Origin of the sequence: Prosthecobacter sp., from assembly GCF_044222345.1 — a bacterium.
GTDB lineage: Bacteria > Verrucomicrobiota > Verrucomicrobiia > Verrucomicrobiales > Verrucomicrobiaceae > Prosthecobacter.
Window position 1 is genome coordinate 24661 of the sequence record NZ_JBGANL010000042.1, and the last position, 22888, is coordinate 47548.

18 protein-coding genes and 2 pseudogenes are annotated in these 22888 nt (G+C 59.4%); 7 read left to right on the plus strand and 13 right to left on the minus strand.

Annotated features, from left to right (window positions below):
• Positions 1-92: 92 nt before the first annotated feature.
• The 3 genes from ACILSL_RS19750 (at position 93) to ACILSL_RS19760 (ending at position 5051) form a co-directional block, all read left to right on the plus strand.
• The gene (locus ACILSL_RS19750; RefSeq protein ID WP_395733783.1) at positions 93-1607 is read left to right on the plus strand and encodes a hypothetical protein; all 1515 of its coding nucleotides are present in this window, start codon (positions 93-95) and stop codon (positions 1605-1607) included.
• Between the two features lie 283 nt (positions 1608-1890).
• Complete coding sequence (locus tag ACILSL_RS19755) at positions 1891-4560, plus strand: hypothetical protein (RefSeq protein ID WP_395733784.1); 2670 nt, start codon at positions 1891-1893, stop codon at positions 4558-4560.
• A 287-nt stretch (positions 4561-4847) separates the two neighbouring features.
• Positions 4848-5051 carry a tetratricopeptide repeat protein gene (locus ACILSL_RS19760; RefSeq protein WP_395733785.1) on the plus strand — a complete coding sequence of 68 codons (204 nt, stop codon included), beginning with the start codon at positions 4848-4850 and terminating at the stop codon, positions 5049-5051.
• Here the strand turns inward: ACILSL_RS19760 and ACILSL_RS19765 are convergent.
• The 3 genes from ACILSL_RS19765 to thrH form a co-directional block, all read right to left on the minus strand.
• A complete protein-coding gene (locus ACILSL_RS19765) occupies positions 5008-6117 on the minus strand; it encodes a glycoside hydrolase family 3 N-terminal domain-containing protein (RefSeq protein WP_395733786.1) in 1110 nt (369 codons plus the stop codon). The two genes, ACILSL_RS19760 and ACILSL_RS19765, sit on opposite strands and share 44 nt — an antisense overlap.
• A gap of 409 nt (positions 6118-6526) precedes the next feature.
• Positions 6527-8035: an anthranilate synthase component I gene (gene trpE, locus ACILSL_RS19770; protein ID WP_395733787.1), complete on the minus strand. Its 1509-nt coding sequence runs from the start codon at positions 8033-8035 to the stop codon at positions 6527-6529.
• Between the two features lie 58 nt (positions 8036-8093).
• The gene (thrH, locus tag ACILSL_RS19775; protein ID WP_395733788.1) at positions 8094-8702 is read right to left on the minus strand and encodes a bifunctional phosphoserine phosphatase/homoserine phosphotransferase ThrH; all 609 of its coding nucleotides are present in this window, start codon (positions 8700-8702) and stop codon (positions 8094-8096) included.
• A gap of 117 nt (positions 8703-8819) precedes the next feature.
• Between thrH and ACILSL_RS19780 the strand changes: the two genes are divergently transcribed.
• On the plus strand, positions 8820-9284 hold the full coding sequence (locus ACILSL_RS19780; RefSeq protein WP_395733789.1) for a pyridoxamine 5'-phosphate oxidase family protein: 465 nt from the start codon (positions 8820-8822) through the stop codon (positions 9282-9284).
• On the opposite strand, the gene ACILSL_RS19785 is transcribed toward ACILSL_RS19780, so the two are convergent.
• Entirely contained in the window at positions 9281-9643 is a 363-nt protein-coding gene (locus ACILSL_RS19785) for a YkgJ family cysteine cluster protein (RefSeq protein WP_395733790.1), read from the minus strand. The genes ACILSL_RS19780 and ACILSL_RS19785 overlap by 4 nt on opposite strands.
• Before the next feature lie 90 nt (positions 9644-9733).
• Between ACILSL_RS19785 and ACILSL_RS19790 the strand changes: the two genes are divergently transcribed.
• Positions 9734-10396, plus strand: coding sequence for an urease accessory UreF family protein (locus ACILSL_RS19790; protein WP_395733791.1), 663 nt, complete (start codon positions 9734-9736; stop codon positions 10394-10396).
• A 33-nt stretch (positions 10397-10429) separates the two neighbouring features.
• Here ACILSL_RS19790 and ACILSL_RS19795 read toward each other — a convergent pair whose 3' ends face one another.
• The 5 genes from ACILSL_RS19795 to ACILSL_RS19815 form a co-directional block, all read right to left on the minus strand.
• Positions 10430-12523, minus strand: coding sequence for a TonB-dependent receptor plug domain-containing protein (locus ACILSL_RS19795; RefSeq protein ID WP_395733792.1), 2094 nt, complete (start codon positions 12521-12523; stop codon positions 10430-10432).
• Positions 12524-12722: 199 nt separating this feature from the next.
• Positions 12723-13472: a hypothetical protein gene (locus ACILSL_RS19800; protein WP_395733793.1), complete on the minus strand. Its 750-nt coding sequence runs from the start codon at positions 13470-13472 to the stop codon at positions 12723-12725.
• An 89-nt stretch (positions 13473-13561) separates the two neighbouring features.
• Positions 13562-14521 carry an acetyl-CoA carboxylase carboxyltransferase subunit alpha gene (locus tag ACILSL_RS19805; protein ID WP_395733794.1) on the minus strand — a complete coding sequence of 320 codons (960 nt, stop codon included), beginning with the start codon at positions 14519-14521 and terminating at the stop codon, positions 13562-13564.
• A gap of 31 nt (positions 14522-14552) precedes the next feature.
• The gene (locus tag ACILSL_RS19810; protein WP_395733795.1) at positions 14553-15518 is read right to left on the minus strand and encodes a LysM peptidoglycan-binding domain-containing protein; all 966 of its coding nucleotides are present in this window, start codon (positions 15516-15518) and stop codon (positions 14553-14555) included.
• A gap of 23 nt (positions 15519-15541) precedes the next feature.
• Positions 15542-16069 carry a hypothetical protein gene (locus tag ACILSL_RS19815; RefSeq protein WP_395733796.1) on the minus strand — a complete coding sequence of 176 codons (528 nt, stop codon included), beginning with the start codon at positions 16067-16069 and terminating at the stop codon, positions 15542-15544.
• 105 nt (positions 16070-16174) lie between these two features.
• On the opposite strand from ACILSL_RS19815, the pseudogene ACILSL_RS19820 reads away from it, so the two are divergent.
• Together ACILSL_RS19820 and ACILSL_RS19825 are read left to right on the plus strand one after the other, a co-directional pair.
• Positions 16175-17158, plus strand: a pseudogene (locus ACILSL_RS19820) (RsmB/NOP family class I SAM-dependent RNA methyltransferase); the annotation flags it as partial.
• A pseudogene (locus ACILSL_RS19825) lies at positions 17140-17286 on the plus strand (hypothetical protein); the annotation flags it as partial. The pseudogenes ACILSL_RS19820 and ACILSL_RS19825, both read left to right, overlap by 19 nt.
• 249 nt (positions 17287-17535) lie before the next feature.
• Here ACILSL_RS19825 and ACILSL_RS19830 read toward each other — a convergent pair.
• The 4 genes from ACILSL_RS19830 to ACILSL_RS19845 all read right to left on the minus strand — a co-directional run bounded on the left by ACILSL_RS19830 (position 17536) and on the right by ACILSL_RS19845 (position 22543).
• Positions 17536-17760, minus strand: a complete 225-nt coding sequence (locus ACILSL_RS19830) for a zinc ribbon domain-containing protein (RefSeq protein WP_395733797.1) — start codon at positions 17758-17760, stop codon at positions 17536-17538.
• A gap of 116 nt (positions 17761-17876) precedes the next feature.
• Positions 17877-19433: an MFS transporter gene (locus ACILSL_RS19835; RefSeq protein ID WP_395733798.1), complete on the minus strand. Its 1557-nt coding sequence runs from the start codon at positions 19431-19433 to the stop codon at positions 17877-17879.
• A 279-nt stretch (positions 19434-19712) separates the two neighbouring features.
• A complete protein-coding gene (locus tag ACILSL_RS19840; RefSeq protein ID WP_395733799.1) occupies positions 19713-21254 on the minus strand; it encodes an MFS transporter in 1542 nt (513 codons plus the stop codon).
• Positions 21255-21502: 248 nt separating this feature from the next.
• On the minus strand, positions 21503-22543 hold the full coding sequence (locus ACILSL_RS19845; protein WP_395733800.1) for an aldo/keto reductase: 1041 nt from the start codon (positions 22541-22543) through the stop codon (positions 21503-21505).
• Between the last annotated feature and the right edge of the window lie 345 nt (positions 22544-22888).

Sequence of the window (22888 nt, forward strand, 5' to 3'; positions counted from 1 at the left end):
CCCCCTAAGTGACGCACGCGTTGCATCTGGCGTGATCCGTCTTATCAATGGCGCTGAAAATGGGAAACAGCGCCTCAGCATCCGCCTTGAAGATGTCCTCCAGCCAGGCGCTGGACGCTTCCCCCAGCAGTTCGATCGATGCGGAGACGATGACGCGCATCGAGGCGATGATAGCGACGGAACTGCCAGAGGAGCTGCGCGCCAGCGCCAAAGGGCTGCTGCGCGCCATGGTCGGCAAAGTCGCCGTGCCGGGTCACTTTGATGCGTTCTGCTGCCAGGCATTTTCAAAGCCGGAGTGGGCGGCGGCGGGCAGCCTGCTGATCGCCGAGATGTTTGAGCAGGATGAGGACCAGCTCGCAGAGCTCGCACGCATCCCCGATCTGGTCATTGAAATGGGCAGCGGGGAAGTCAACGTGACGTGCATGGTGGCATCCCGCTGGGCTGCACGCGGGGAGACGCACCGCCTCTCCAGACTCGCCGATGCGATCGTGGCATCGCATGCCTCCAGAAACGCCTGCGCCGTCGATGTCATGCTGGCACTGGCAGCTACGCTGGCGGTGACGCGGTTTTCACGTGCAGAGCAGCTGTACAATGCCGCCCAGCCCCTGGCAGGGGAGGAGCATCGGGAGGCGCTGGCGGATGCCAAGCGCTGGCTGGCGGCCGGACGCGTCGTGTGCAGTGCGGTGCAGGACGAGCGTGATTTCTGGGACGTGCGGCTGCGCAAACCCAAAACAGCCTGGACTTGGAAGAGCAAGACGGAACTCGAAGCGCTGGATCATTTGTCGGAGTGTTTGACGACCGACATGGAAGGCGCTGACTTATACAAGGCGGTGTTACCCGAGAGCTGGTGGAACCTGGCGGTGAAATTTGCGCAGCAGCAGGACAAGCTGGTGGAGGTGACCCAAAAGCTGGCGGCTGTGAAAACGGAAAACGGGGTGTCTCCGAAGCCTGCGCCCGAACTGGTTCCGACAGCCGGGAGAGTCACCCGAGAAATACTTCCGCATCCTCAGGCGGGGCCATTGGCGCGGTTTATTCTGCCTTGGTTCTGCGGCTGCCTGGCCATGCTGCTCACCGTGCTGGTGCCTGTGCTGGTGCTGCCGAGGGAATTTGTCCTTGGCATTCTGGACGCTTTAAAACCGGTGGCGACGCTCTCGATTCCTGCCGAGATGGAGGCATGGAGGAAAAAAGAACTGCAGAAAAAGGCCGCTGAGATGAAGCCTTTTGAGGCGCAGCATGCTTTGGCAAAAAACGGCGGCTGGCAGGAAAATGAAAAAGTGCTTTCAGGAAAAAGCCAGGAACTGCCTTTTGAGAGCCCGCAGTACATGAATTTGCTGGTCTGGCTTCATCTAGATCCGCCGAAGGATGAAGAGGTCCGTCTGCGTGTCTGTAAACTGCTGCTGGATCGGGTGAAAGGAAATGCAATCACGCTTTGGGAGATGCTGGCCTATTCCGGTTCCGCGAATGCTGCTGAGATCAAAATCGCCGCCCGCAATGGGCTCACAAATGCAGCCTATCAATGGAACGATGATGAGAAAAAGCGCCTGACCGCAATCGCTGGGGACATTTCTGGCAATAAATCTGTGCCAGTGGTTGGAGACAAAAAATAAAAGGATACCCTCCACTGGCTCAATTCCGAGTATCGGATGTGGAATTTATTGTTTATATGATTATAATTAATGCCGTTTGATCTTATTGGAATTGGCTTTGGTAATTATTTTTTATGGTCTGATCTCTGGTGGCTGGTTTGTTTATGGGGTTGAGTGACTAGATTTTCCATAATAAACTTTGCAACTTTGAGCCGCAACCCTTATAAATAGGAATATGTATGCGTGGTCGTGCCTCGAATTTTCATCTCAGTATGACTCGCGCTGGATGGTTGATTAACTTGTTATGATTGAAGAGCCTCAGCAATTTGGCAGCCTTTCCGTGGCGCATCGAACCGGTGGTGCACCGGTCGAACTGGTGCGTTCCAAGGATGAGGTGGTTTATTTGGCCTTCGACAACCGGATTCACCGTTTGGTGGAACTGCATGTGCTGCGCGGGGGAGGCACGCTGGATGCGGCGATGAAGAAATCCGCGTTTGATCGTGCCCGTCAGGCATCGGAAATCCGCGGGCATGCTTTCATGCGCATTTTGGAAGTGGGTGAAGATCAAGGGCGGGTCTACTACACCAGCAATCTCAATGACGGTGAGTTCGTCGAGCACTACACCCAAAGGCGCGGCGCAGTGGCGCCCGCGACAGCCTTGGCGATGGTCTATCAGTTGCTGGATGACCTGCTGCAGCTGCAAGGCTTCCAGCGTCTGGTTTCGCGCATGCATCTCGACCGCGTGCTGGTCACGACTCTGGAAGACACATTCCTGCAGCTCCGCGTGTTTGATTACGGTCTGTCGCAGCTGGATGCAGGTGCCGAGGGAAAAGACGGCGCACGGCTGGTGGCGGAGGCCTGCCGGTTGATTTTCCTGCTGCTGACCGGGCAGCCTTATGCGGGTGAAAATCCTGACCGGTTCCCTGCATTGACGCAGCTCCCGATGGGATTGCGCACAGCGGTCCGAGCTGCACTCACCGACCCTGGCAATGCCCCGGCATCAATTGAAAAACTGCGTGATGATGTGCGTGAGGCGTTCAGCGCGCTTTCGAGCAACATCAAGGCACGCAGTTTTCGCAAACACCTGGTGGTGAACTCCTCGCTGCTGCCGCAGCCTCTGCTTCAGGAGCTGCTGCTGGAGGACGTGCCGGTCGAGACCATTCTCGGAACGCGGTTTCGCGTGGAGGATGCGGATCACGCACGCCGCTATCCCTTCTCCATTCCAGCGATCAATACGAAGCTGGGGCAGCCGGTCACGGTGCACCTGCTGCCTCCTTCGCGAATCGTGGACAAATCTCGCTACGAGGCGGTGCCCTTGCAGATGTGGCGCTTCAATCCTGAGCGGCATCCGAACATCCTGCGCTCTTTAAGTCTCTGGGAAAGCCCTGACTGGACCTTCCTGACCGAAGAGCGAGAGCCTGGTTTTGCACTCAGCCGACTCATGGCGGAACGCATCACGCTGAATCCTGCCGAAGTGACGGTGCTGATGCGCCAGATCCGGGCCGGGCTTGATCAGGCGGTGGAGTGTGGTGTGCAGCGTGTCGATTTGCACCCTTCCAACATCCTGCTGCGGGTGGGGAAAAATGGTCCGTTGCTCTCGCGTGAGCTGGAGCGGCTGATGCAGAAGCGCTTGGACGCCTGGCCTTCGTTTGTCGTGAAGCTTCGCCCTCACATGACTATGCGCAGCCTGTATGAACCGCTGCTGGTGGACATGGACCTCGCCGAAGGACAGCAGCAGGAGGAGCATTTGCAGAATCGTGATTTCCGGCATCGCTCCTTTGTGGCGCTTGCAGGTTATTTGCTCACTGGGGAGCGTCAGAGCGGAGGTGTGCCGCAGTTCCCTGAATCCACCCCTGAGGCGGCCGCCGCTTATGTGCGTGAATGTCTTGAAATGATCCGCCGTCCGGGCAAAGCCCCAAGTCCGGGTGAATTCATCGACAAGTTCGAGGCGCTGCTGTCAGCACCGACTGTGGATCTGGCCACACGCCTGCGGGGCAGCCATGTGGTGGCGGTGGAAGAGATGGAAAGCGTCGGTTCCGTATCTGATTTTGACGATGATTGGAATGCGAATGCGGCATCTGCTGGAAATGTGGAGGATGAGCCCATCTCCCCCATCAAGCGCGGCATCAAGACGCATGACTTCAATTCATTGGTCCAGCAAAAACGCAGCCTGCCAGTGGGGGCCATCGCGGCTGCTGCTGCAGTGATGCTGGGCTTTGGAGCATGGATTTGCATGGGCGGCAAAAAGGAGTCGGCAGGTGTGGCGCAGTCGGTGGCTGCCTCTGCGGAAGCTGAAGGACCTGCCGTCAGTCGAAAGGATGCGCCACCTGCATCCGTGAAGGCTGTCCAGAGCAGGCCGGTTCCGGCTCCTGCCCAAGCCGAAGCTGTCAAGCCACAACCCGCACCTGCCATTGTCGCCCCCGTCAAGGTGGTTGCGGCGATGAAAGCTCCTGTTCCGGCTCCTGCTCAAGCCGAAGCTGTCAAGCCACAACCCGCACCTGCCATTGTCGCCCCCGTCAAGGTGGTTGAGGCGATGAAAGCTCCTGTTCCGGCTCCCACGGTCAAGCCTGTGCTAGCAGTGGTGGAATCAGCGCCGAATAAGCCTGCTAAACCAGAGCCTGAAGTGGTGGCCTCAGTGACGGTTGCTTCCGCCCCACCACCAGGTGTGCCCGCCCAGGTGAATGAAGTGAAGCCGATGACAAAACCTGTGGCCGCGCCCTCGGTGGATTCATCGACGAAAACTGCGGTGCTGACACCTGCCCCCGCAAGTCCGCAGCCCGTGGCTGCGCCAGTCTCTCCAATAACTGCCGCAAAGCAGCCAGAGCTCCCCCCCATCACTATTCGCCGCGCCATTCTTCCTTCCAAGGAGGAGATCGACCGCATGAAGCAGGGGCAGGTGGAAAACAGGACAGGGCAGATGCCTGCCATATCCACTGCCGCACCCTTGTCGCCGAAACGCAAAGCAATACCATGATCCCAGCGGGTGCCCGTATTTCAATAGGGCGGCCATTCGGGCGTGGGATTCCCCGCGAAAGCACGGGCTGAGAGTCACCGGCACGATGAGGTTGGTGGCCTTTCCCCCATTCAATTGCAGGCAGCACACATCACACTAGAAATCGCTCGTGTGCTGGACCGGATCTGCCACAACTTTGACAAGCTCTTGCAGCGCAAGGCCTTCGCCAACTGCTGCCTCAATGAAGGCATGTTCGCAGAGCAGATCCATGCACTCCGTTCTTCCGCGCGGGAGCTCAGAGCTCACGCATGGCTTCCGCATACAACAACCTCGGGATGCTTTATTACAGCTGCATGGATGTGGATCGTGCGCAGGCCTTGCATGAACGGACGCTCGCCATCCGGCAGAATCTCAATGAAGGGCTGATGGACCCCGCCGGGCTGTCCTATTCGTCATATCCGCAGTTTCTCAGTACAGCTCCACGGGGGAACGTTTGCCATCTTCGACGCTGAGATTTTTGGCGGCTTCTTCTCCCAGAGTGTCAACGCGCAGCTGCCAGATGTCGCGGTTGATCGCCGCGAAGCGCTCAAGATCAAACCGGTCCGGCTTCACCAGTCGCTTCTTGGTTTTTTCGATCCGCATCAAAGCATCATGCAGGGCCGGGGCCTCGACGCCTTCGAGGTGCTGGCGGGCCAGCTCCACCATTTCCACGCGGTGGCAGATCATGACGAGGTCATTGCCGGCGCGCACCGCTTCCTGGATGGCCTGCTCAAAGGTGACTTCATTCAGGATCGCCCCCATGTCGAGGTCATCGGTCATGGCCAGCCCGTCGAAGGCGTACTGATGGCGCAGCAGCTTCGTCACGATGTTGTGGCTCAGACTTGCAGGCCAGCGGCCACGGTCGGGATCATACGCGGTGTAGTTGCTGTGGCAGGTCATCACGCTGTCGAGTTCCGGCAGCAGCGCGGAGTAGGGCAGCAGTTCGCTGCGTTCCATCTCTTCACGACTTTTGGTGATGACGGGCAGGAACTCATGCGGATCACACTCCGCAGGCCCATAGCCCGGGAAGTGTTTGCCGCAGCTCAGGATGCCTTCGGCGCGCATGGCACGATTGAAGACGCCGGCGTTGTCGATCACCTGCTGCGGATCGCGGCCATACGTGCGGCCTTTGAGAGAATTGTCCGCTGCATCATCATACGAGATGTCCAGCACAGGGCAGAGGTCGAGATTGAAACCGAAGAGACGCAAAATCTGCCCGGTGAGTTTGCCATGACGTTTGATCAGCGCCGGATCTCCCTTGTCACGCAGCGCTTGGGCATTCGGTGGCTCTTCACCAATCAGCCGGAGACGTGAGACGCGGCCACCTTCCTGATCAATCGTGATGAATGGCTCGATGTTGGAAATGTCGCGCAGGTCATCGATGAGTTTGCGGACCTGTTCAGGGGTCTGGATGTTGCGTCCAAATAAAATGAAGCCACCCGGCTGAAGTTTTTTGAGCCGTGCGGCGGTTTCTGGAGTGAGTTCGGCACCGGGGACACCCATGAGGAGGAGCTGGCCGAGGTCTTGGGAGGTGGGCATGATGGCGTGTGTTCGGTTGAGTAGTGGTTGGTCGAAAGTGACAGATCAGGTGTCAAGACTCGTTTTGCTAAAATTCTGATAACAATTGGGCGTTTTAGGCTCTCAGGATTGCGACTCAGCGGTTTCTTTTTGCAAAAGAAGGGTGGGCAGGTTGACGGGAGGGGCAAAACTTTTTAACATGTCGTCGTCCGTGGGGCAACTCGCGGGCCACGTTTGCAAGCTTCCTCAGCTAACGCATTTCGTGCCAATCGGTCCTCTATCGTTGTTGGTTGCTGGATCGCCAATGGAACCCCCCGGCTTCGCATGCCGGGGGGTTCTCTGTTTCTGGGTGATGCATTCGCGCATTGTGAGCAACTGTGTGATTAGCTTGTTAGCTCCGTGTGATTAGTGTGTGAGCAACTCAATCAGCTCACGGCGCACTCAACTGGCGCGCCCATTGAATCGCACGCAGCATGCCGGTGGCCTTGTTGATCGTTTCTTGATACTCGGACGCAGGAACAGAGTCAGCCACAACACCAGCACCCGCCTGCACATAGGCTTTGCCATCCTTCACGACGCAGGTGCGCAGCGCGATGCATGAATCAAGGTTGCCATCGAAACCGAAGTAGCCCACGGCACCGGCATACGCGCAGCGCTTGCTCTTCTCGCACTCGTTGATGATCTCCATGGCGCGCACCTTGGGCGAGCCGCTGACGGTGCCGGCGGGGAAGGTGGCGCGCATGACGTCATAGGCGGTCTTGTCGTCGCGCAGATGGCCGTCCACGTTGGAGACGATGTGCATGACGTGGGAGTAGCGCTCGATGATCATCAAATCGCTGACGCGCACGGTGCCGTAATCAGCCACACGTCCGACATCATTGCGTGCGAGATCGACGAGCATGATGTGCTCGGCGCGTTCTTTGGGATCATTCAGCAGCTCCTGCGCCAGGGCATCGTCTTCTGCGGGGGTCTTGCCCCTCCAGCGCGTGCCGGCGATGGGGCGGATGTCGATGCGGCCGTTCATGCACTTCACATGAACCTCCGGCGAACTGCCGACGAGCGCGAAGCCCTGCGGGAAGTCGATGCAGAACATGTAGGGGCTCGGATTCACATGCCGCAGTGCGCGGAAGAGATCCAGCGTGGTGCCCTGGTAGTCCGTTTCAAAGCGCTGGGAGGGCACGCCCTGGAAGATGTCACCGGCGCCGATGTACTCCTTCATCTTGAGCACCATCGCCTCGTATTCTTCCTGAGTGGTGTTGCTCACCGGAGGCGGCAGTTGCCCCACCGGGGCAAAGGTTTGCAGCGGTCTGGCAGCCAGAGGCTTCTCCAGTTTGGCAATGACATCCGCGATCTGTTCGCGCGCCCAGTCGTAAGCAGCCTCCAGCGTGGCATGCTCATCAGTGTGGACATTCGCCACGATGGACAGGCGGCGGGTGCGGTGATCAAATACCAGCACGGTGTCTGTGACCATGAACACCATGTCCGGCAGGCCCAGCTCATCCTTCGGTGGTGGCGGCAGCGTCGGCTCAAAGAAGCGCACCATGTCATACGCCAGATAACCCACCGCGCCGCCGTGGAAGACCGGCAGCGGCTGCGTTTCCAGCGGCGTGAAGGGCTTCATCAGCTCCTGCAGCTCCGTCAGTGGATCGCCGGTGGTGGTGTAGCTGCGCTTCTTGCCGCGCTCCTCGATTTCGATCTCACGACCGCGTGCGGTGAAGATGATTCGCGGGGAACTCCCGAGCAGCGAGTAGCGCCCGGAGTGCTGCGTCAGTTCTGCGGATTCCAGCAGGAAGGCACAGCGGCCATCGTGGATCTTTTGAAATGCGGAGAGCGGGGTTTCGTAGTCGGCGGCGAGTTCCGCCACCACTGGTACGAGATTGCCCTGCTGCGCGAGCGTCTGAAAAGTGGCGAAGTCGGGCTGAAGATGGAGCTGTGGCATGCGGGGCGTGAAACGAGCGCGCATTCTGGACGCGGAATCGCGTTGTGGCAATGATGCTTCAAAGCACAGCGCGCATGGCGGCCAGGAGCTCACCATAGTCGTCGAAGGGCTTGAACTGCGGAAACTGCGCCTGAATGCTGGCGGGGGCGTGGAAGAAGAATCCGACATCGGCCTCGCCAAGCATCGTGGTGTCGTTGAAGGAATCACCCGCGGCGATGACGCGGTAGTTCAGCGCCTTGAAGGCGGCCACGGACTTCTGCTTCTGGTTCGGCTGGCGCAGCTTGTAGTCCACAATGCGGCCGTCTGGGGCGACTTCGAGCTGGTGGCAGAAGATTGTCGGCCATGCGAGCTGGCGCATCAGCGGCTGGGCAAACTCCGCGAAGGTGTCGCTCAGGATGACCACCTGCGTGCTTGAGCGCAGCTCATCGAGGAAAGCCTTCGCGCCCTCCAGCGGTGCCAGCGTGCCGATGACATCCTGGATGTCCGGCAGCTTCAGGCCGTGCTCATCGAGGATTTTGAGGCGGCCCTTCATGAGCACATCGTAGTCAGGTTCCTCCCGAGTGGTGCGGCGCAGTTCGGGGATGCCGGTCTTCTCGGCAAAGGCGATCCAGATTTCGGGGACGAGAACGCCTTCGAGGTCGAGTGTGACGATGGTCTGCTGCTTCATGTGGGGGAGATGTCATGCACTGGGCCGCTTGTCCAGTAAAGCCGCGATCTTCAAAAAAGGCGCACATGCGGGCAAGCCATGCGGAGACGCTGTTGAAAATTTGGCGTTTGTTTGAACATGAAAATCGAAAACGAAGCCACTCGAAACGCTGCTCAACTGGTGACCAATTGCCGCAATGCCGTGCTGGCCACGTCTGATGCCGAGGGCCATCCCCATTCGGCTTGGATGACCACGCAGGTCACCACGGACATGGAGGAGATCATTTCCATCACCGCTCCCAATTCGCTGAAGGCCGACATCCTGCGTGCCAATCCGCAGGCGGAATGGATGTTTGCCTCACCCTCGATGGAGACCATCGTATACCTCTCCGGGCGCACTCGTTTGATCGAGGGAGATGCCGCGAAGCGCTACTGGGATCAGATGCCCGGCAAATCCAAGGCCTACTACCGCAAGTACTGCGAGACGGAGGACTATCACAAATTTGCCGTCATTCGCACGGAGGTGAGCAAGGTCGTGCTGTGCAAGCCCTATGCCTATACGAAGTCCGTGCTCTGGGACAAGTCGGTGCCGGCAGCAGCCTAATGGGATGCTGGGCGCGGTGCCTCCACCGCCTCGCACTTATCTCGCCACCCGGGAAAATTCCAGGTGTTGGGAAAGCCTTCACACTGCACCGGCTTCACCGGCTGGATGCGGCAGACATTCACGCCTTCGAGGAAGAAGCACTCGCCGTTCGGCTTGTCGATGATGCTCAGGCCGGTGCGGTTCGCGTTCAGTCGTGTGCACTGCTCCACGAACTCAATGCGCGGCATGTCCAGATACGCGGCGATGCGCGTGATCTCATCGTCTGTGACGCGCACATCTCCTGGCCAGCGGCAGCAGTTGCCGCAGCGCTGGCAGGCATACCAGGGCGTGGAGGTGTCAAGTGGGGAGGCTTCGCTCATGAAAAGTATTCTGTTCGCGCATTGCCGCGCTGGAGGCATAGTTCGTGCGATGAACGGGTCTATGCAACGAAGGTTTGAAAATCGCCGCCCATGGCTGCGGCGCGTGTGGCTGTCGCGATGAAACTGCATCTGCTTCCCACCATCACTCTGCTGCCTGCACCGCATGACACGGCGGATGATCAGCAGGTCATCGAGGACTGGTCTCGCGGGCTGGACTGGGTGAAGTGGCTGCTGGGCAGCGTGCGCGCCCGCGTGGAGGTGCTGCTGGTGGAGGATGTGGGCGAGTGGAATGCCGCAGCTGAAAGTGTGCTGCGTGAAGCCATCGGTCCGGCGCTCAAGTCCGCGTGGCAGAGCGCGCATGCCAATGATCTGGCGGGTCTCATCGCAGCTTCTTCCAGACTCTCTTCCCAGCTTTCACCCGCCGCCTGCCAGCGCAGTCTGCAGGCGGGCGCAGTGTTGCTCAAATCCACAAAGCATGCGCGCTATCAAGGAGTGCTGGGCCGTTTGCGCGAGGCCGTGGAGCAGGGGAAATGCGACTCCCACATCGCCATCGTTTGGGCGGCGGTCGGACATTTTTTCCAGCTCAGCCTCACCAATGTGATCGCCGAATACCTGCGGCTGGAATGGGACATGGTGGCCCGGGATACGCACCTGCAGGTGCCCTACGCCGGAAAGTTCAGCATCGCCGGAATCACAGGCCGTATCATAAACGATGCCTCTGGCGAGTCCGCGCTGCGCGTGGTGGATGCGTAAAATCCGGCGTCTAAACAAGCCGGCGCGCCACTGCTAAAACTTCACCGTCACACCGAGGTTCGCACCAAAACCGGGCTCATTGGAGCCTGAGCCGTGGTAGCGGTAGGTTTTGTTCAGCAGGTTGTCGAGGGAGGCTGTCAGGATGAGGTTCTCGGTGACGGAGTAGCCGCCGCGCAGCGTGAGCAGCCAGAAAGAAGGCGTGCCGTTGGGCGGGACTCGCTGGGTGTCGAGCTGGTCGGAGGTGTTCATGCGTCCGGCCTCGCCATAGGTCAGGCAGACAAACTCCGACCAGAAACGATTGTCGGTGGTCTGCCAGCGCACGCCCGCATAACCCACGAGCGGGGAGATTTTGCCCAGCGGCTCGCGGCGTTTCTGCGTGGTGGTGCCGATGAACTGATCCGCCTCACCTTCCACCCAGGCCAGATGGCCGAAGAGGCTCCAGTGCTGGTCGATCCGCCAGCGTGCGGCAAATTCCAAGCCCTGCATGTAACCATTGCCGCCATTCGCCTTGGTGTCCTGCAGGGGCACGGAGGTGGAGCGCCGGATGATCAGATTGTCCAGCTGGGTGTAGAAGTAGGCCAGGCTGGCGGTGAGGCTCTCGGTGTTTGCCTTGAGGCCGATCTCATAGGTCAGATATTTTTCCGGGGAAAGGCCCGTGGCCGGTGTCTCTTTGCGCCCGGACAGCGCCACATCAAAACGGGACAGGTCGGAGAGATTGGGCGCGCGGAAGGCCTGCGACACGCCGCCATACATCGAATAGCGGTCGCGTTCATCCAGGTCGATCACAAAGCGCACGCTGCCGGAGAAGTTGTCCCAGCTGCTGGCAAAAGACTGCTGCGCGAGGGTGGTGGGATTCTGGAAGCTGCCGAGCCTGGCCGTGGCATGCGTGTAACGCTCTCCGATGAAAAGATGCACACGTTCGCCGAGGTCGATGGCGTCCTGGATGTGAACCCCCAGCAGGCTGTAGGTGGAGTTGTCCGCCACGGCTCCTTGGAAAGGATTGTCCGAAGCGTGTGATTGCACAAAGTCCTCATAAAAATCGACGCCATAGACGAAGGTGCCGATGGGTGACTTGCTGGTGAACTGGAGATCGGAACCCAGCGTCGTGACGTTCACATTGTTGTAGGAGCGCACACCGGGGCCGGTGACACGGAACTGGTTCTCTCCGGCGGTTTGCAAAGAGACGGTGAGGCTGGCGTTGTCGATGAAGCTGTTCAGATCCTTCCCGGCGAGGCGTGCATACGTCAGGCTGCGCTCCTGATCAAAGAGTCGCACGCGGTCAGTGCCGACGGTGGTGCCTTCAAAGGAAACCCCGGAGGTGGTGGAGTGCGTGCGCCACACATCGTTCTGGCGCACCTGCTGATGCGCGGCGGTGAAGCTCCACTGATCGTCCAGTGCAATGTCCAGCCTCACATCGAAGGCCCATTGATCGTACCCGGTGTGCCGCTGCCGCCGTCCGCTGCCGTCGGTGACATCGCCAAACTGGCTCAGGGTAACACCGGCGTGAAGCCCCCACTTCTGCCCTTCGCCGATGCTGGTTTCCAAGTGCTCCACATTGCTGTGCTCTGCGGTGGAGTAACGATAATCAGCCCGGCCATGGGAGAAAAAACCGCCTTCGGCTTCGCTGAGAAAGCCCGACCCTTTGGTGAATGCGTTCACCGTGCCGCCGATGGCATCACTGCCATACAGCACGGAACCTTGGGATGGCAGCACTTCCACATGGTCGATGCCATGCTGGTCCAGTGTGTTCCAGTACTGGTTCGGGCCGTCCCGCAAGGTGGAGTTGTTGAAGCGGATGCCGTCGACCATCATCAGGTTGCGGAAGCCCGTGAACCCACGGATGAAGGGGGAGCCCTGGCCGTTGGAGGTCTTTTGAATCGTCACGCCAGGCGTTTCCCTCAGCGCCTCGGGGAAGGTGCGCGTGAGCCGTTCTTCCATCTGCTTTTTATCCAGCGTTTTCACCGCCGCAGGCACCTGGGATAGCGGAGTCTCGCTGCGCGTGGCCGTGATCACCACCTCAGGCAGGTCAGCGGTCTTCGTGGGCTTTTTCTTTTTATCTTCCTCCATTTCAGCGCCAAAACTGGCAGCGGAAAAGGCGAGCAGGAGCGGGAGGGAGAATCGGCGCATGGATTGAAAAAAGTGGAATGCCAACCAAACATCGGCCAATTCTTTGTCATGCTCGGGCTGCCGCTGAATTGATGAATGGACAAATAGTGTCCATTTTGACATCGAGACGGAATCGAGTGGCACGAAGGCACACTCGTCAGAAAAAAGTCCATGCGGGTGGCTGCGCAGATTTCATCCGCCGCCCAATGAACGACGAGGCCTATTTCCCAAACAGTCCCTTGATACCGTCGGTCTTGAGTTTGTCGGCACCACCTTGAAGCATGTTTTTGAGAGCACCACTCGCGCTGGCCTTGACGGCTTCGGTGTTCAGCTGGCGGAGGATCAGTGCCATCAGCTCGGCAGGAGTGATGCCGGCGGCACCGGTGCCGAGATTCGTGAGACGTATTTCAGGCAGCGTCATCCTGGCACCTGCACCCGGAACAAGACCCGCTGCGCTGGCGCTGAGTGTGGCACCGGTGATGAGCAGTTCATTCACCTGGAGTTTGACGGACTTCTTCGGCTTGCCGTCGGCGGCGGGCACGGCGGCATTGCCGGCAGGCGCGGTTTGCTGGGAGACAAAGTTCATCGCGTTGTCAGCGATGTGCTTGAGATTGGTGCCACCGGGCCCGGCTTCGAGATTGATCTCAGGATCCGTGATGCGGATGTGCTGAATGACCACCTTGTCAGCGCTGACGCTGTTCAGGTCCAGGCCCACCTCCGCACGGCCAATTCGCAGGGCATAAGGGCCCGTGAAGCCTTTGGGATTGTCGATCTGAAAATCTTCGACCAGACCGCTGCCGGAAAAGGGGGACACATTCACATGCCGTACAGACACGCTGGTCTGAACCACCGGAGGCGTGCCCTGCTCAATGCCAAACTTGACCAGGTTGCCAAGCTGAGACCAGCCAAACCAAAGACCGGCGCCAATGATAACCACGAGAACAATGACAATGCGAATGAGCCACTTCATAGGCTGCGAGCTTTCCCGGAGGAGCAGGCGCTGTAAAGCATCAAAACTGGCTTCTTCCGCAATGGCCAGGGGCGGCCGAATGCCGGAGATCAGCCCTCAGTGAACTGACCCAGGGCGCGGAATTTCTGATAGCGCTGCTCCAGCAGCTGGGCGGTCGGCAGGGCGTTGAGCTCCTTGAGCGTGGCCAACACCGCTTCTTTGAGGGAGTTCGCGGCAGCGAAGTGATCGTTGTGCGCACCACCGAGAGGCTCGGGGATGATGCCGTCGATGATGCCGAGCTTGGAGAGATCCTGGGCGCTGAGCTTGAGTGCGGAGGCGGCTTCCGGGGCGTGCTCGCGGTGCTTCCACAGAATGGCGGCGCAGCCTTCCGGGCTGATCACGGAGTAGTAGGCGTTCTCCATCATGAGCACCTTGTCCGCGATGCCGATGCCGAGGGCACCACCGCTGCCGCCTTCACCGATGACGATGGCGATAACCGGCGTGCGCAGGGTCATCATCTCGCGCAGGTTGAAGGCGATGGCCTCCGCGATGTTGCGCTCTTCCGCGCCGATGCCGGGGAAGGCTCCGGGGGTGTCGATCAGAGTGATGATCGGCAGGCTGAATTTTTCGGCCATGCGCATGAGGCGGAGGGCCTTGCGATAGCCTTCGGGATGGGCGCTGCCGAAGTTGCGCAGCAGATTTTCCTTGGTGTCGCGGCCTTTCTGGTGGCCGAGGATCGCCACGCGCTGACCACCGATGGTGGCAAATCCGGCGGGCATCGCATTGTCATCGCCAATGTGGCGGTCACCATGCAGCTCCACGAACTCATCCGTGATGTGCTTCACATAGTCGAGCATGAAGGGCCGGCCAATGTGGCGGGAGATCTGCACGCGCTGCCAGGGGGAAAGATTGGCGTGAATGTCACGCTGCAGGTTTTCGGCCTTGGTTTCGAGATCGGCAATCTGCTGCGCCAGCTTGTCGCTGGGCTTCGCGGCGAGCTTCTTTTTAGCCTCCTCGATTTCTTCGCGGATTTTGACGATGGGCTTTTCGAATTCCAAAACTTGTTTCATGGCGGTCGGTGGGAAAATGGGATGGGAGGGATTATCTCACAAGGCTCAACTTTGACCCGTTGCGCACGAGCGCAAAGAGTTCTTCGATGTCTTCGCGGGCAAGAAAGATGCCCGTTTCCGCCGTGGGAGAGGGGGCTGGGGCCGGCATGGCAGCCGGGGTGGCGGAAGCGGTGGATTTTTTCGAAGCTGGAGTGGGGGCCTTTGGCTCCTCCACCGGCATGGTGCGGGCCACGGGCGGTGTGCGGATGCTGATCGTCGTGGTTGAGCCCGGCTTTTTGCCCGAAAACCATTTCTCCGCATCGACGTAGTTGGGATCGGTGGAAAGCACCGGCTTGCCATCAAAGATGGAGTTTTTTCCAGCAATGGTCATCTCCACCGGCAGGCGCATGCCCGGGGTGATGCGGATGTCTTTCGCATTGTAGACTTTGAACAGGTATTCCTTGTCGCCCACTTTGCGCAGCAGCATGACCTGCTTTTTGGAAATGCTGACCCCGAGATGGAAGTCCATCGGGATGATGGTGAGGTGGTCGCCGGGGTGCAGATTGAAGCTCATCAAACCGCTGGAGCGGATGATGGAATCCACGGTGGTGTCGAATTTGGTGGCGATGGAGTTCAGCGAATTGCCCGGCTGCACGATGTAGTCCTTCTTCCCGGCGGTGGAGTTCGCGGAGTAGAGCTGGTCCATGTTGATCTCTCCAATGATGCGCATGGCCTCGGCGCAGGTCTTGGAGTCGGGAAACTGCTGGCAGAGTTTGTAGAGCGCATCACGGCCCTCGTCGATTTTGCCCTGGTGAATAAGTTCCACGGCGGCTTCGAAGCGACGGACGCCGGGGTCCACACGCGGGCGGTCCTTCGCCTTCATGGAGGCGATGTCCTGCTCCACCTGGCTCTCCTTGAGCAGGATGTTCATGTAAACCCAGTACCCCATCGCCAGAGTGCCTGCCACCAAGCCCACGGTGATGAGGAAAATCAGCAGTTTGATCTGGGTCTTGGCCATCGCGTGAACCTGCAAACTACCACTCAGCCCAGCAGGCCGCGGCGTTTGAAATCGAAGAGGTTGATGTTCTGGGACTTCTCGATCATCTCGACGGTGAACTTCAGCAGGCAGATTTCCCAGGTGTCGTCCACTCCTTGGATCACCGCACGCATCGGGTTGCCGGAGTTGCGGATCTCACCGAGCAGCTTGCCCGTGACTTCTTCCATGGGTTCGTGGATGATCAGCTCGCTGATGTCGCCTTTGCGAAATTTGAAGCCGTACTTCAGGATCGCCAGCTTGTGCAGGTTGTCCCGCAGGAATTCGCCAAATCCGGCCACTTCGGGGCCGAAACCTTCGAAGTCAAACTGGCCCGGCAGTTCCGGCCGCAGGATGAGGGGCTTCTCCGCCTCGATGCGACCTTCACGCACGCGCACGGCCCCGACGGTATCCATGAGTTCGGTGACGATCTGAAACTCGAAATGCGTGCTGCCAAAGGTGTCGATGCGGCGGTCCGGCTCATGGAGCACCTGGGTGTTTTCCAGGGCGTATTGAATATCGAACTCGGTGGGCATGTCTTTTTGGGGTGGCTGAGAGTAATCTGCTTCTACGCTGGGGCCAGTGATTTCTTGGTAGCCGCAGTTGTGAAGGGGATACGCCTGCGCCATGTCTCTAGTCCCATGAAACTCCCGCCCCACCTGCTTGACGAAATCATCCTTTCACTCGGAGAGGTGTTTGTAGGCAAACGCTATGCGGACAAGGTGATCGAGTTCACCTTCAAGCGGCACCGCAAGTGGGGCAGCCGGGACCGGCGCATCTTCGCAGAGTCCATTTATGAGTGCGTACGCTGGTGGCGCTGGTTCTGGTATCTGGCCGGGCTGCCTGATGAAGAGCACACGCAGCCGGAGAACATCACCCCGGAGCGCCTCTGGCGGGTCTGGGCCGCTTACTGGATCACCAACGGTCGTGACCTTCCCAAGGACGAAGCCGCGCCCGAGGTGAAACCTGAGGATGTGCGGAAACGTGCCAAGGAGGGCGCATCGCCCGCCATCCGTGCCGCCATCCCAGACTGGCTGGAAGCGCGCGGCAGTCTCGAACTGGGGGCCGCATGGCCCGCACTGCGCGAGTCGCTGAACCTGCCTGCGGATGTGTTCATGCGTGTGAACACCCTCAAAAACGACCGTCGTGCTCTGCGCGAGCGTCTGGGCCAGGAAGGCTATGAAACCGAAGCCGTGGATCAGGTGCCCAGCGCTCTGCGTCTGAAGCAGCGGGCGAATCTGTTTGGCACCGCCGCCTACAAGTCCGGCCTCTTTGAAGTGCAGGATGCGGCATCGCAGCTCATCGCACCCTTTTTGCAGGTGGAGCCCGGCATGCGCGTCATCGATGCCTGCGCCGGTGGCGGCGGCAAAGCGCTGCACCTCGCGGCCCTCATGCGCAACAAGGGCCGTCTGCTGGCGCTGGACGTGCATGCCTGGAAGCTGGCAGAACTGCGCAAGCGCGCCTCACGCGCCGGCGTTGACATCATCGAAGCGCGCGAGATCGAAGGCTCGAAGACCGTGAAACGCCTCGCTCAAAAAGCGGATCGCGTGCTGCTGGATGTGCCTTGCTCCGGCATGGGCGTGCTGCGCCGCAATCCGGACGCGAAATGGAAACTCAGCGATGCCGAGATCGATCGTCTCATCGCCCTGCAGGCGGAGATTCTCGAAAGCTACAGCCGCATGGTCGTCCCCGGCGCAAGCTCGTTTACGCCACCTGCAGCATCCTGCCGAGTGAAAACGAACGGCAGGTGCAGGCTTTCCTGGCCAAACACGGTGAGGAATGGGCTCTGGAAGAAGAACTCCACCGCACCCCCGAGACCGGCGCCTTCGACGGCTTCTATGCAGCACGTTTGATGAGAAAAGCTGCTCCGCAGAAGGAAGAAACCAAGCTGGCGAATGCCGAAGAAAAGCTCAATGACGAAGTGGTTCCGGAGGTTTCAGGCATTTAGGCCTTGGAACTTGGGATTTCATTCGACATTCGCGAATTCGACATTCGTCATTTTCTAATGACACCCGCACCCAGTCCCGCAGGAGCCGCCGCCTGAAGCCTGGGCACCGCCGCTGCCACCACCCATCATTCCCGTGCCGCCAATCGGCACGCGCCGGACCGGCTGGCCGCTGTCCGGGTGCTGCGTGAGCGCGGCGTCCTTCATGCTCTGGCGGATTTCAAAGCGCTTGGTGGGCTCGCCTTCAAACTGGGGGATGGTTTCGTAAACGTAGGTGGGCATGGTGGGAATGACAGATGTTAGAAATACGAATGCCGAATGAATGACACTGCGCAAGGCGGGAAATAAAAACGGCGTCCCCGTGAAGGGACGCCGCGTGGGAGTAATGGAAAGATAGATCAGGCTTTCGCGGCCATCTCTTCCTCAATGGTCAGAGGCTTGTAGCCGCCGATGGACTTGAAGTAGACCAGCAGGAGCAGGTAGATCACGGCCATCGTGCCGGGGATGTAGGAGTCAAACTTCAGAGTCTTGCGGTCGCCCTGCTGATCGGCCAGCACCACGGCCTTCTGATCCGGAGTCTTTTCCTTGGCTTCCTTGGCTTCGGAGAGCTTCTTGCCATCAAGACCGATAGCGGCAGTCGCTTCCAGATTGAGGAACTTGCTCGGAGCTTCAGCCTTGTAGGTTTCGTACAAGGCGGGGTTGGAGGCCTTCAGGGACTCACCAGCAAAGCGGTCCTTGGTGTAGCCGAGGCCAGGACCACCGATGATACCAGCGGAGAGCATTCCGATGCCACCCATGATGGAGATGGCCACAGCACCCGTGCTAGGGAAGCGGTCCGAGGCGACGGCCAGCATCGTGGGCCAGAAGAAGGTCTTGCCGAAGGCATAGACGCCCAAGGCGACGAGCGCCGTGGTGAAGGTGTTCATACCGGAGGCCAGCGTGAGGCCGCCACAGGCGAGGGCTGCGCAGACGCAAAGCAGGCCGATGGGGGAGAGCTTGAGTGTCTTTTCGATCCAATGAGCGCAGAAGCGCAGACCGAACATGATGGCGGAGGTCCAGAGGAAGAGGGCCTTGCCCTGCTCTGGGGTGAACAGGTTGCCGGTGATGTTCTGGATCCAGCCGTCTGTGCCCAGTTCGACCGCGCCGACGAGGGCGTGAGTCACGAAGAGAACGAAGAGCACCAGCGATCCAAGCGAGAACTTGGTGAGCACACCCACGGCGATCAGCACAATGCCGCCCGTGGCGTAGCCGAGGTTCTTGGCCAGAGCAGGCTCAACGCTGAGCACGTCTTTGAAGAAGCCTTCCGCAAAGAAGGAAAGGAGGAAGCATGCCACGGCGCCGCCGAGGATGCCGACGTCCTTGAGCATGTTGCCAAAGCTGACACCCTTGGCCGCAGCGGCGGACTGGGGGAACTTCTGGCCCATGAACATGAGGCCGTAGATGACGGTCGGGATGAGATAGAGCGCGAGCTGGATGCGCCAGTTGATCTCCATTTTGTCGTCAAGGAACCAGCCGATGATCACACCGATCACCATGCCGGCAGGCCAGGAGGCGTGCAGAATGTTGAGGTAGTGCGTGCGGTTTTCCGGGAACAGTGTGGCGACGAGGGGATTGGCCACGGCTTCCAGAGTGCCATTCGCGAAAGCGAAGATGAACATGCCGAGGGACAGCACCATGAAGGCGCTGCTGCCGCTGGCGGTGAACGTCACGAGGGCGGAAACGATGTGAAGAAGAAAGGCCACCACCACGAGCTTGCCATATCCGATCTTGTCCACCACCACGCCACCAAGGATGATGCCGAAGCAGAATCCGTTGAAGCCCATGCCGCCGATGGCACCGAGCTGCGCGCCCGTGAAGCCGAACTCCTTCGCCCAGTTGTCAAAGATGCCGCCGCGGATGGCGAAGCCGACGCCGGCCGCGAGAATGGCCATGAAGCCGGCCCAGAGAAGTCTCATTCGATTGTTTTCGCTCATAGAGGAGGGAGTGGAGTGTGTGTGTTGGTTGGAGTGGTGGTTGTCGGGAACGGGCGTGTTTTAGGTGCCACGCCTTGGAGCGACAAGGAAAAAGTGTTCTCAAGGTTGAGAACTTGCCAGAACGCTCAGCGGGAAGGTCCGCAAATCGCGTCCAGAAAAAGACCTTTGCTGTGAGCGCTTTCGGGTGGGCGGGCCTGTTATCGCTGCGAAGCCTGTCGATCTTGCAGCGAATGTAGGGGGCTTTGTTTCCGGCGCCTTGGGTCAGTGGCCCTGGCCTGCATCTCCTTCAGAAATGACGACCGGTTGGTAGCCACCACGGGATTTGAACCAGAAGAACATCCCAAGATAGCAGGCCAGCATGAAACTGGGGAGGATGGCAATGGTCGTGAAGACGCTGCGCTTGCTGGCGGCCTGCACAGTCTCGAGTTCCTGATGCTGCGGGGCAGGGAGGGCTTTGATTTTCTCCTGGTTCAGCGTGGGCGCATTGCCGAAGATGCCGGCTTTGGGTTCGCCCTTGATCTCTGAGTACAGAGCGCTGTGCTCGGCCTTGGAGAGACGCTCGGCCATGTCGAGGTCCTGCTTGTGACCGATGTAGGGGCTGCCCAGCACCCCCAGGAAAAGCACGCCAACAGCAGAAACCCCATTCAGTGTGAGCGCCCCACCTTTAGGGAACTGCTCGGCCGTGAGCCCCAGCGTGGTGCTCCACAGGAAAGTCTTGCCCAAGGCATACACACTCGCGGCCGCGAGGATAACCCAGCCAGTGGCATGCGAGAGGAAGATCAGACCCGTGATGGCGATGGCCCCGCTGATCACCAGCAGGCCGATGGGCGAGAACCTGTGCACGATGGGTCCCGCGTAGAAGCGCAGCACCGTCATGATCACGGAGACATACACAAAGATCCACGTGGCGAAGTTCGGGAAATCCGGGCCGCTGAGCTTGAGCAGTTCCGGCATCCACCCATCGGTGCCGAGCTCGGTCGTGGCCAGAGGTCCGATGGTGATGAGAACGACAATGAAAAGCCAGTTGCCCAGTGAATGGGTGTAAAAGCCCGTGGCCGCACCCAGCACCAGTCCGGCGATAAGCGAGTCCCGCAGGGAGGCTTCAAAGCCGATCATCTGCACGACGGCGCAGTAAACCAGAGATCCGATGATGAAGGCCCCCACCGCTCCCACTTCCTTGAGCATGTCGCGGTAGCTCACCCCGGCGGCCACGCGCTCATTCACCGGGAAGCTGCGCGGCAGGATGAGCAGCGTGTAGAGCACCACAGGAATGAAGCACAGTGCAAAGCGGAATTGCCACACGGCATTGAAGAACAGCTTGGTGTCCGGGAGCAGCGCACAAAACAGCGCGCCCAGCGCCAGGCCTGCGGGCCAGCCCGCGTGCAGGATGTTCAGCCACTTTGATTTGTTCTTGCTGAAGATCGTGGCGACGACCGGATTGATGAACGATTCCACCGTGCCATTCGCCACCGCGATGAGCAGCGAACTCCAGTAAAAGTCCTCATAACCGGAGGCGCGCAGCGTAAGCACCAGCGATACGACATGGCAGCCCGCCGCAAACAGCGCGACCGTCTTGTAGCCGATGCGGTCGATGATCAGGCTGAAAAAGATGATGCTCAGCGCAAAAGGCCACATGCCTGCTCCATTGATCGCCCCTTTCTGGGACTCAGACAGATTGAAGCTGTTCTGCAGTTCCCCAATCGTGTTGGCTCTCACCCCAAACACAAACGAGGTGGCGACCAGGGCGATGAAGCACGCCCAGAAAAGTTTCATGTCGGCTTTGCCGGAGGTGGTCTGAGTCATGGCGTGGGATGGGATCGGTCAGGGAGTCGGCGATTCCAGCAAAAGCAGCCTCACAGCGCAACGTCTTTTTCCTCGCTTGGAAAATAACCGCCAAGGCTCTGGAGGCGAAAAGCTCAACATCACACCGCCAGTGCACAGAACGCCATGAGCACGGAGAAAGTACTCCCGAGCTTCAGCTCGCTCTGGAAAAAGCACCGCATCCCCCAACACATGCTGAAAGTTGTATCAGCTCCTTTGGCCAAGCCATCCTACAGCCTCCGCAATCCATCCTCCGTCATCGCGCACGGGATCGCTTCATCAATCTCATTAATGCGGGCCAGTGTTTCATCACTCAGCACCAGATCAGCCGCAGCAAGGCTTTCGTTCAACTGCGCCACCGTCGTGGCACCCACGATCGTGGAGGCTACAAAGTCATGCTGCTTGCTCCAGGCCAGCGCCAGAGCCGTCACACTCACGCCCAGATCAGCCGCAATCACCTGCAGACGCGCGGTGGTCTCAAGGCTGCGCTCATTGACGAAGCGCGCCGCCATCCTCTTCTGACGCGGCCCACCGTTCAAAATGTAGTCGGTGAAGCGCGCCCCTTGCGGTAGCGCACCACCATTGTACTTGCCGCACAGCACCCCGCCACCCAGCGGCGAGTATGGCAGCAGGCTCACCGCTTCCTTGCGGCACACCTGCGCCAGCTCGCTTTCACACCGGCGGTTGATCAGGGAAAAATTGTTCTGCACCGTCGCCATGCGCGCCAGGCCATGCTTCTCCGCCTCCCAGAGATTCTTCATCACGCCCCAGCACGTCTCATTGCTCGATCCCCACGCCCGGATTTTCCCCTGGTCGATGAGATCCGTCAGCGCGCCCAGCGTCTCCTCCTGCTGCATGCCGTGGTCAGGCCAATGCGTCTGATACAGGTCGATGTAATCCGTCTGCAGCCGCTTCAGGCTGTCCTCACAAGCCTGGAAAATCTGCCGCCGATCCAGCGCCGTGAACCCATTCCGCACCGGCGGCCGGAACCAGCCATGGCCCGGGCCCGTGACCTTTGAGGCAATAATGATCTCCCCACGCTTCTGCCCCTTGAGCCACTTGCCCACGATCTGCTCCGTCACCCCAAACAGCTCCGCACTCGGCGGCACCGGATACAGCTCCGCCGTGTCAAAAAAATCGATCCCCGCCTCCAGCGCACGGTCCATGATTGCAAACGAGGTCTTCTCATCTGCCTGCAGACCAAAGGTCATGGTTCCCATGCATATGTCAGTGACAACGATACCCGTGCGGCCAAGGCGTTTGCGATTCATAAGACGCCGATGCTAGAGAAGGAGGGCGGGATGGGCAAACGCGAAAGCGCGGAGCACATGCGTTCTCAAGAAAAACAGACCCAGTAGGACCCTGATCGATGGAGCCCTCAAGGGGTTGGATTGCAGGCCTATGTTTGAAGTGCGAAATTTTGGTGCTAAAGATAAGCATTAACGTTAAAAAAATGTGCTGTGTAGGTTCGATATTTGGTTCATCCGGGAAGTTGGTGCATACGAGGCGGGATGATGGCAGAGGGGAGCAATGAGCCAGAGTTTGCTATATCACGCCTTTGGCGTGCGCGAAGGCTACGAGTATCGCAGCACGAAGTATGTGGAGGGCCGGGTGGA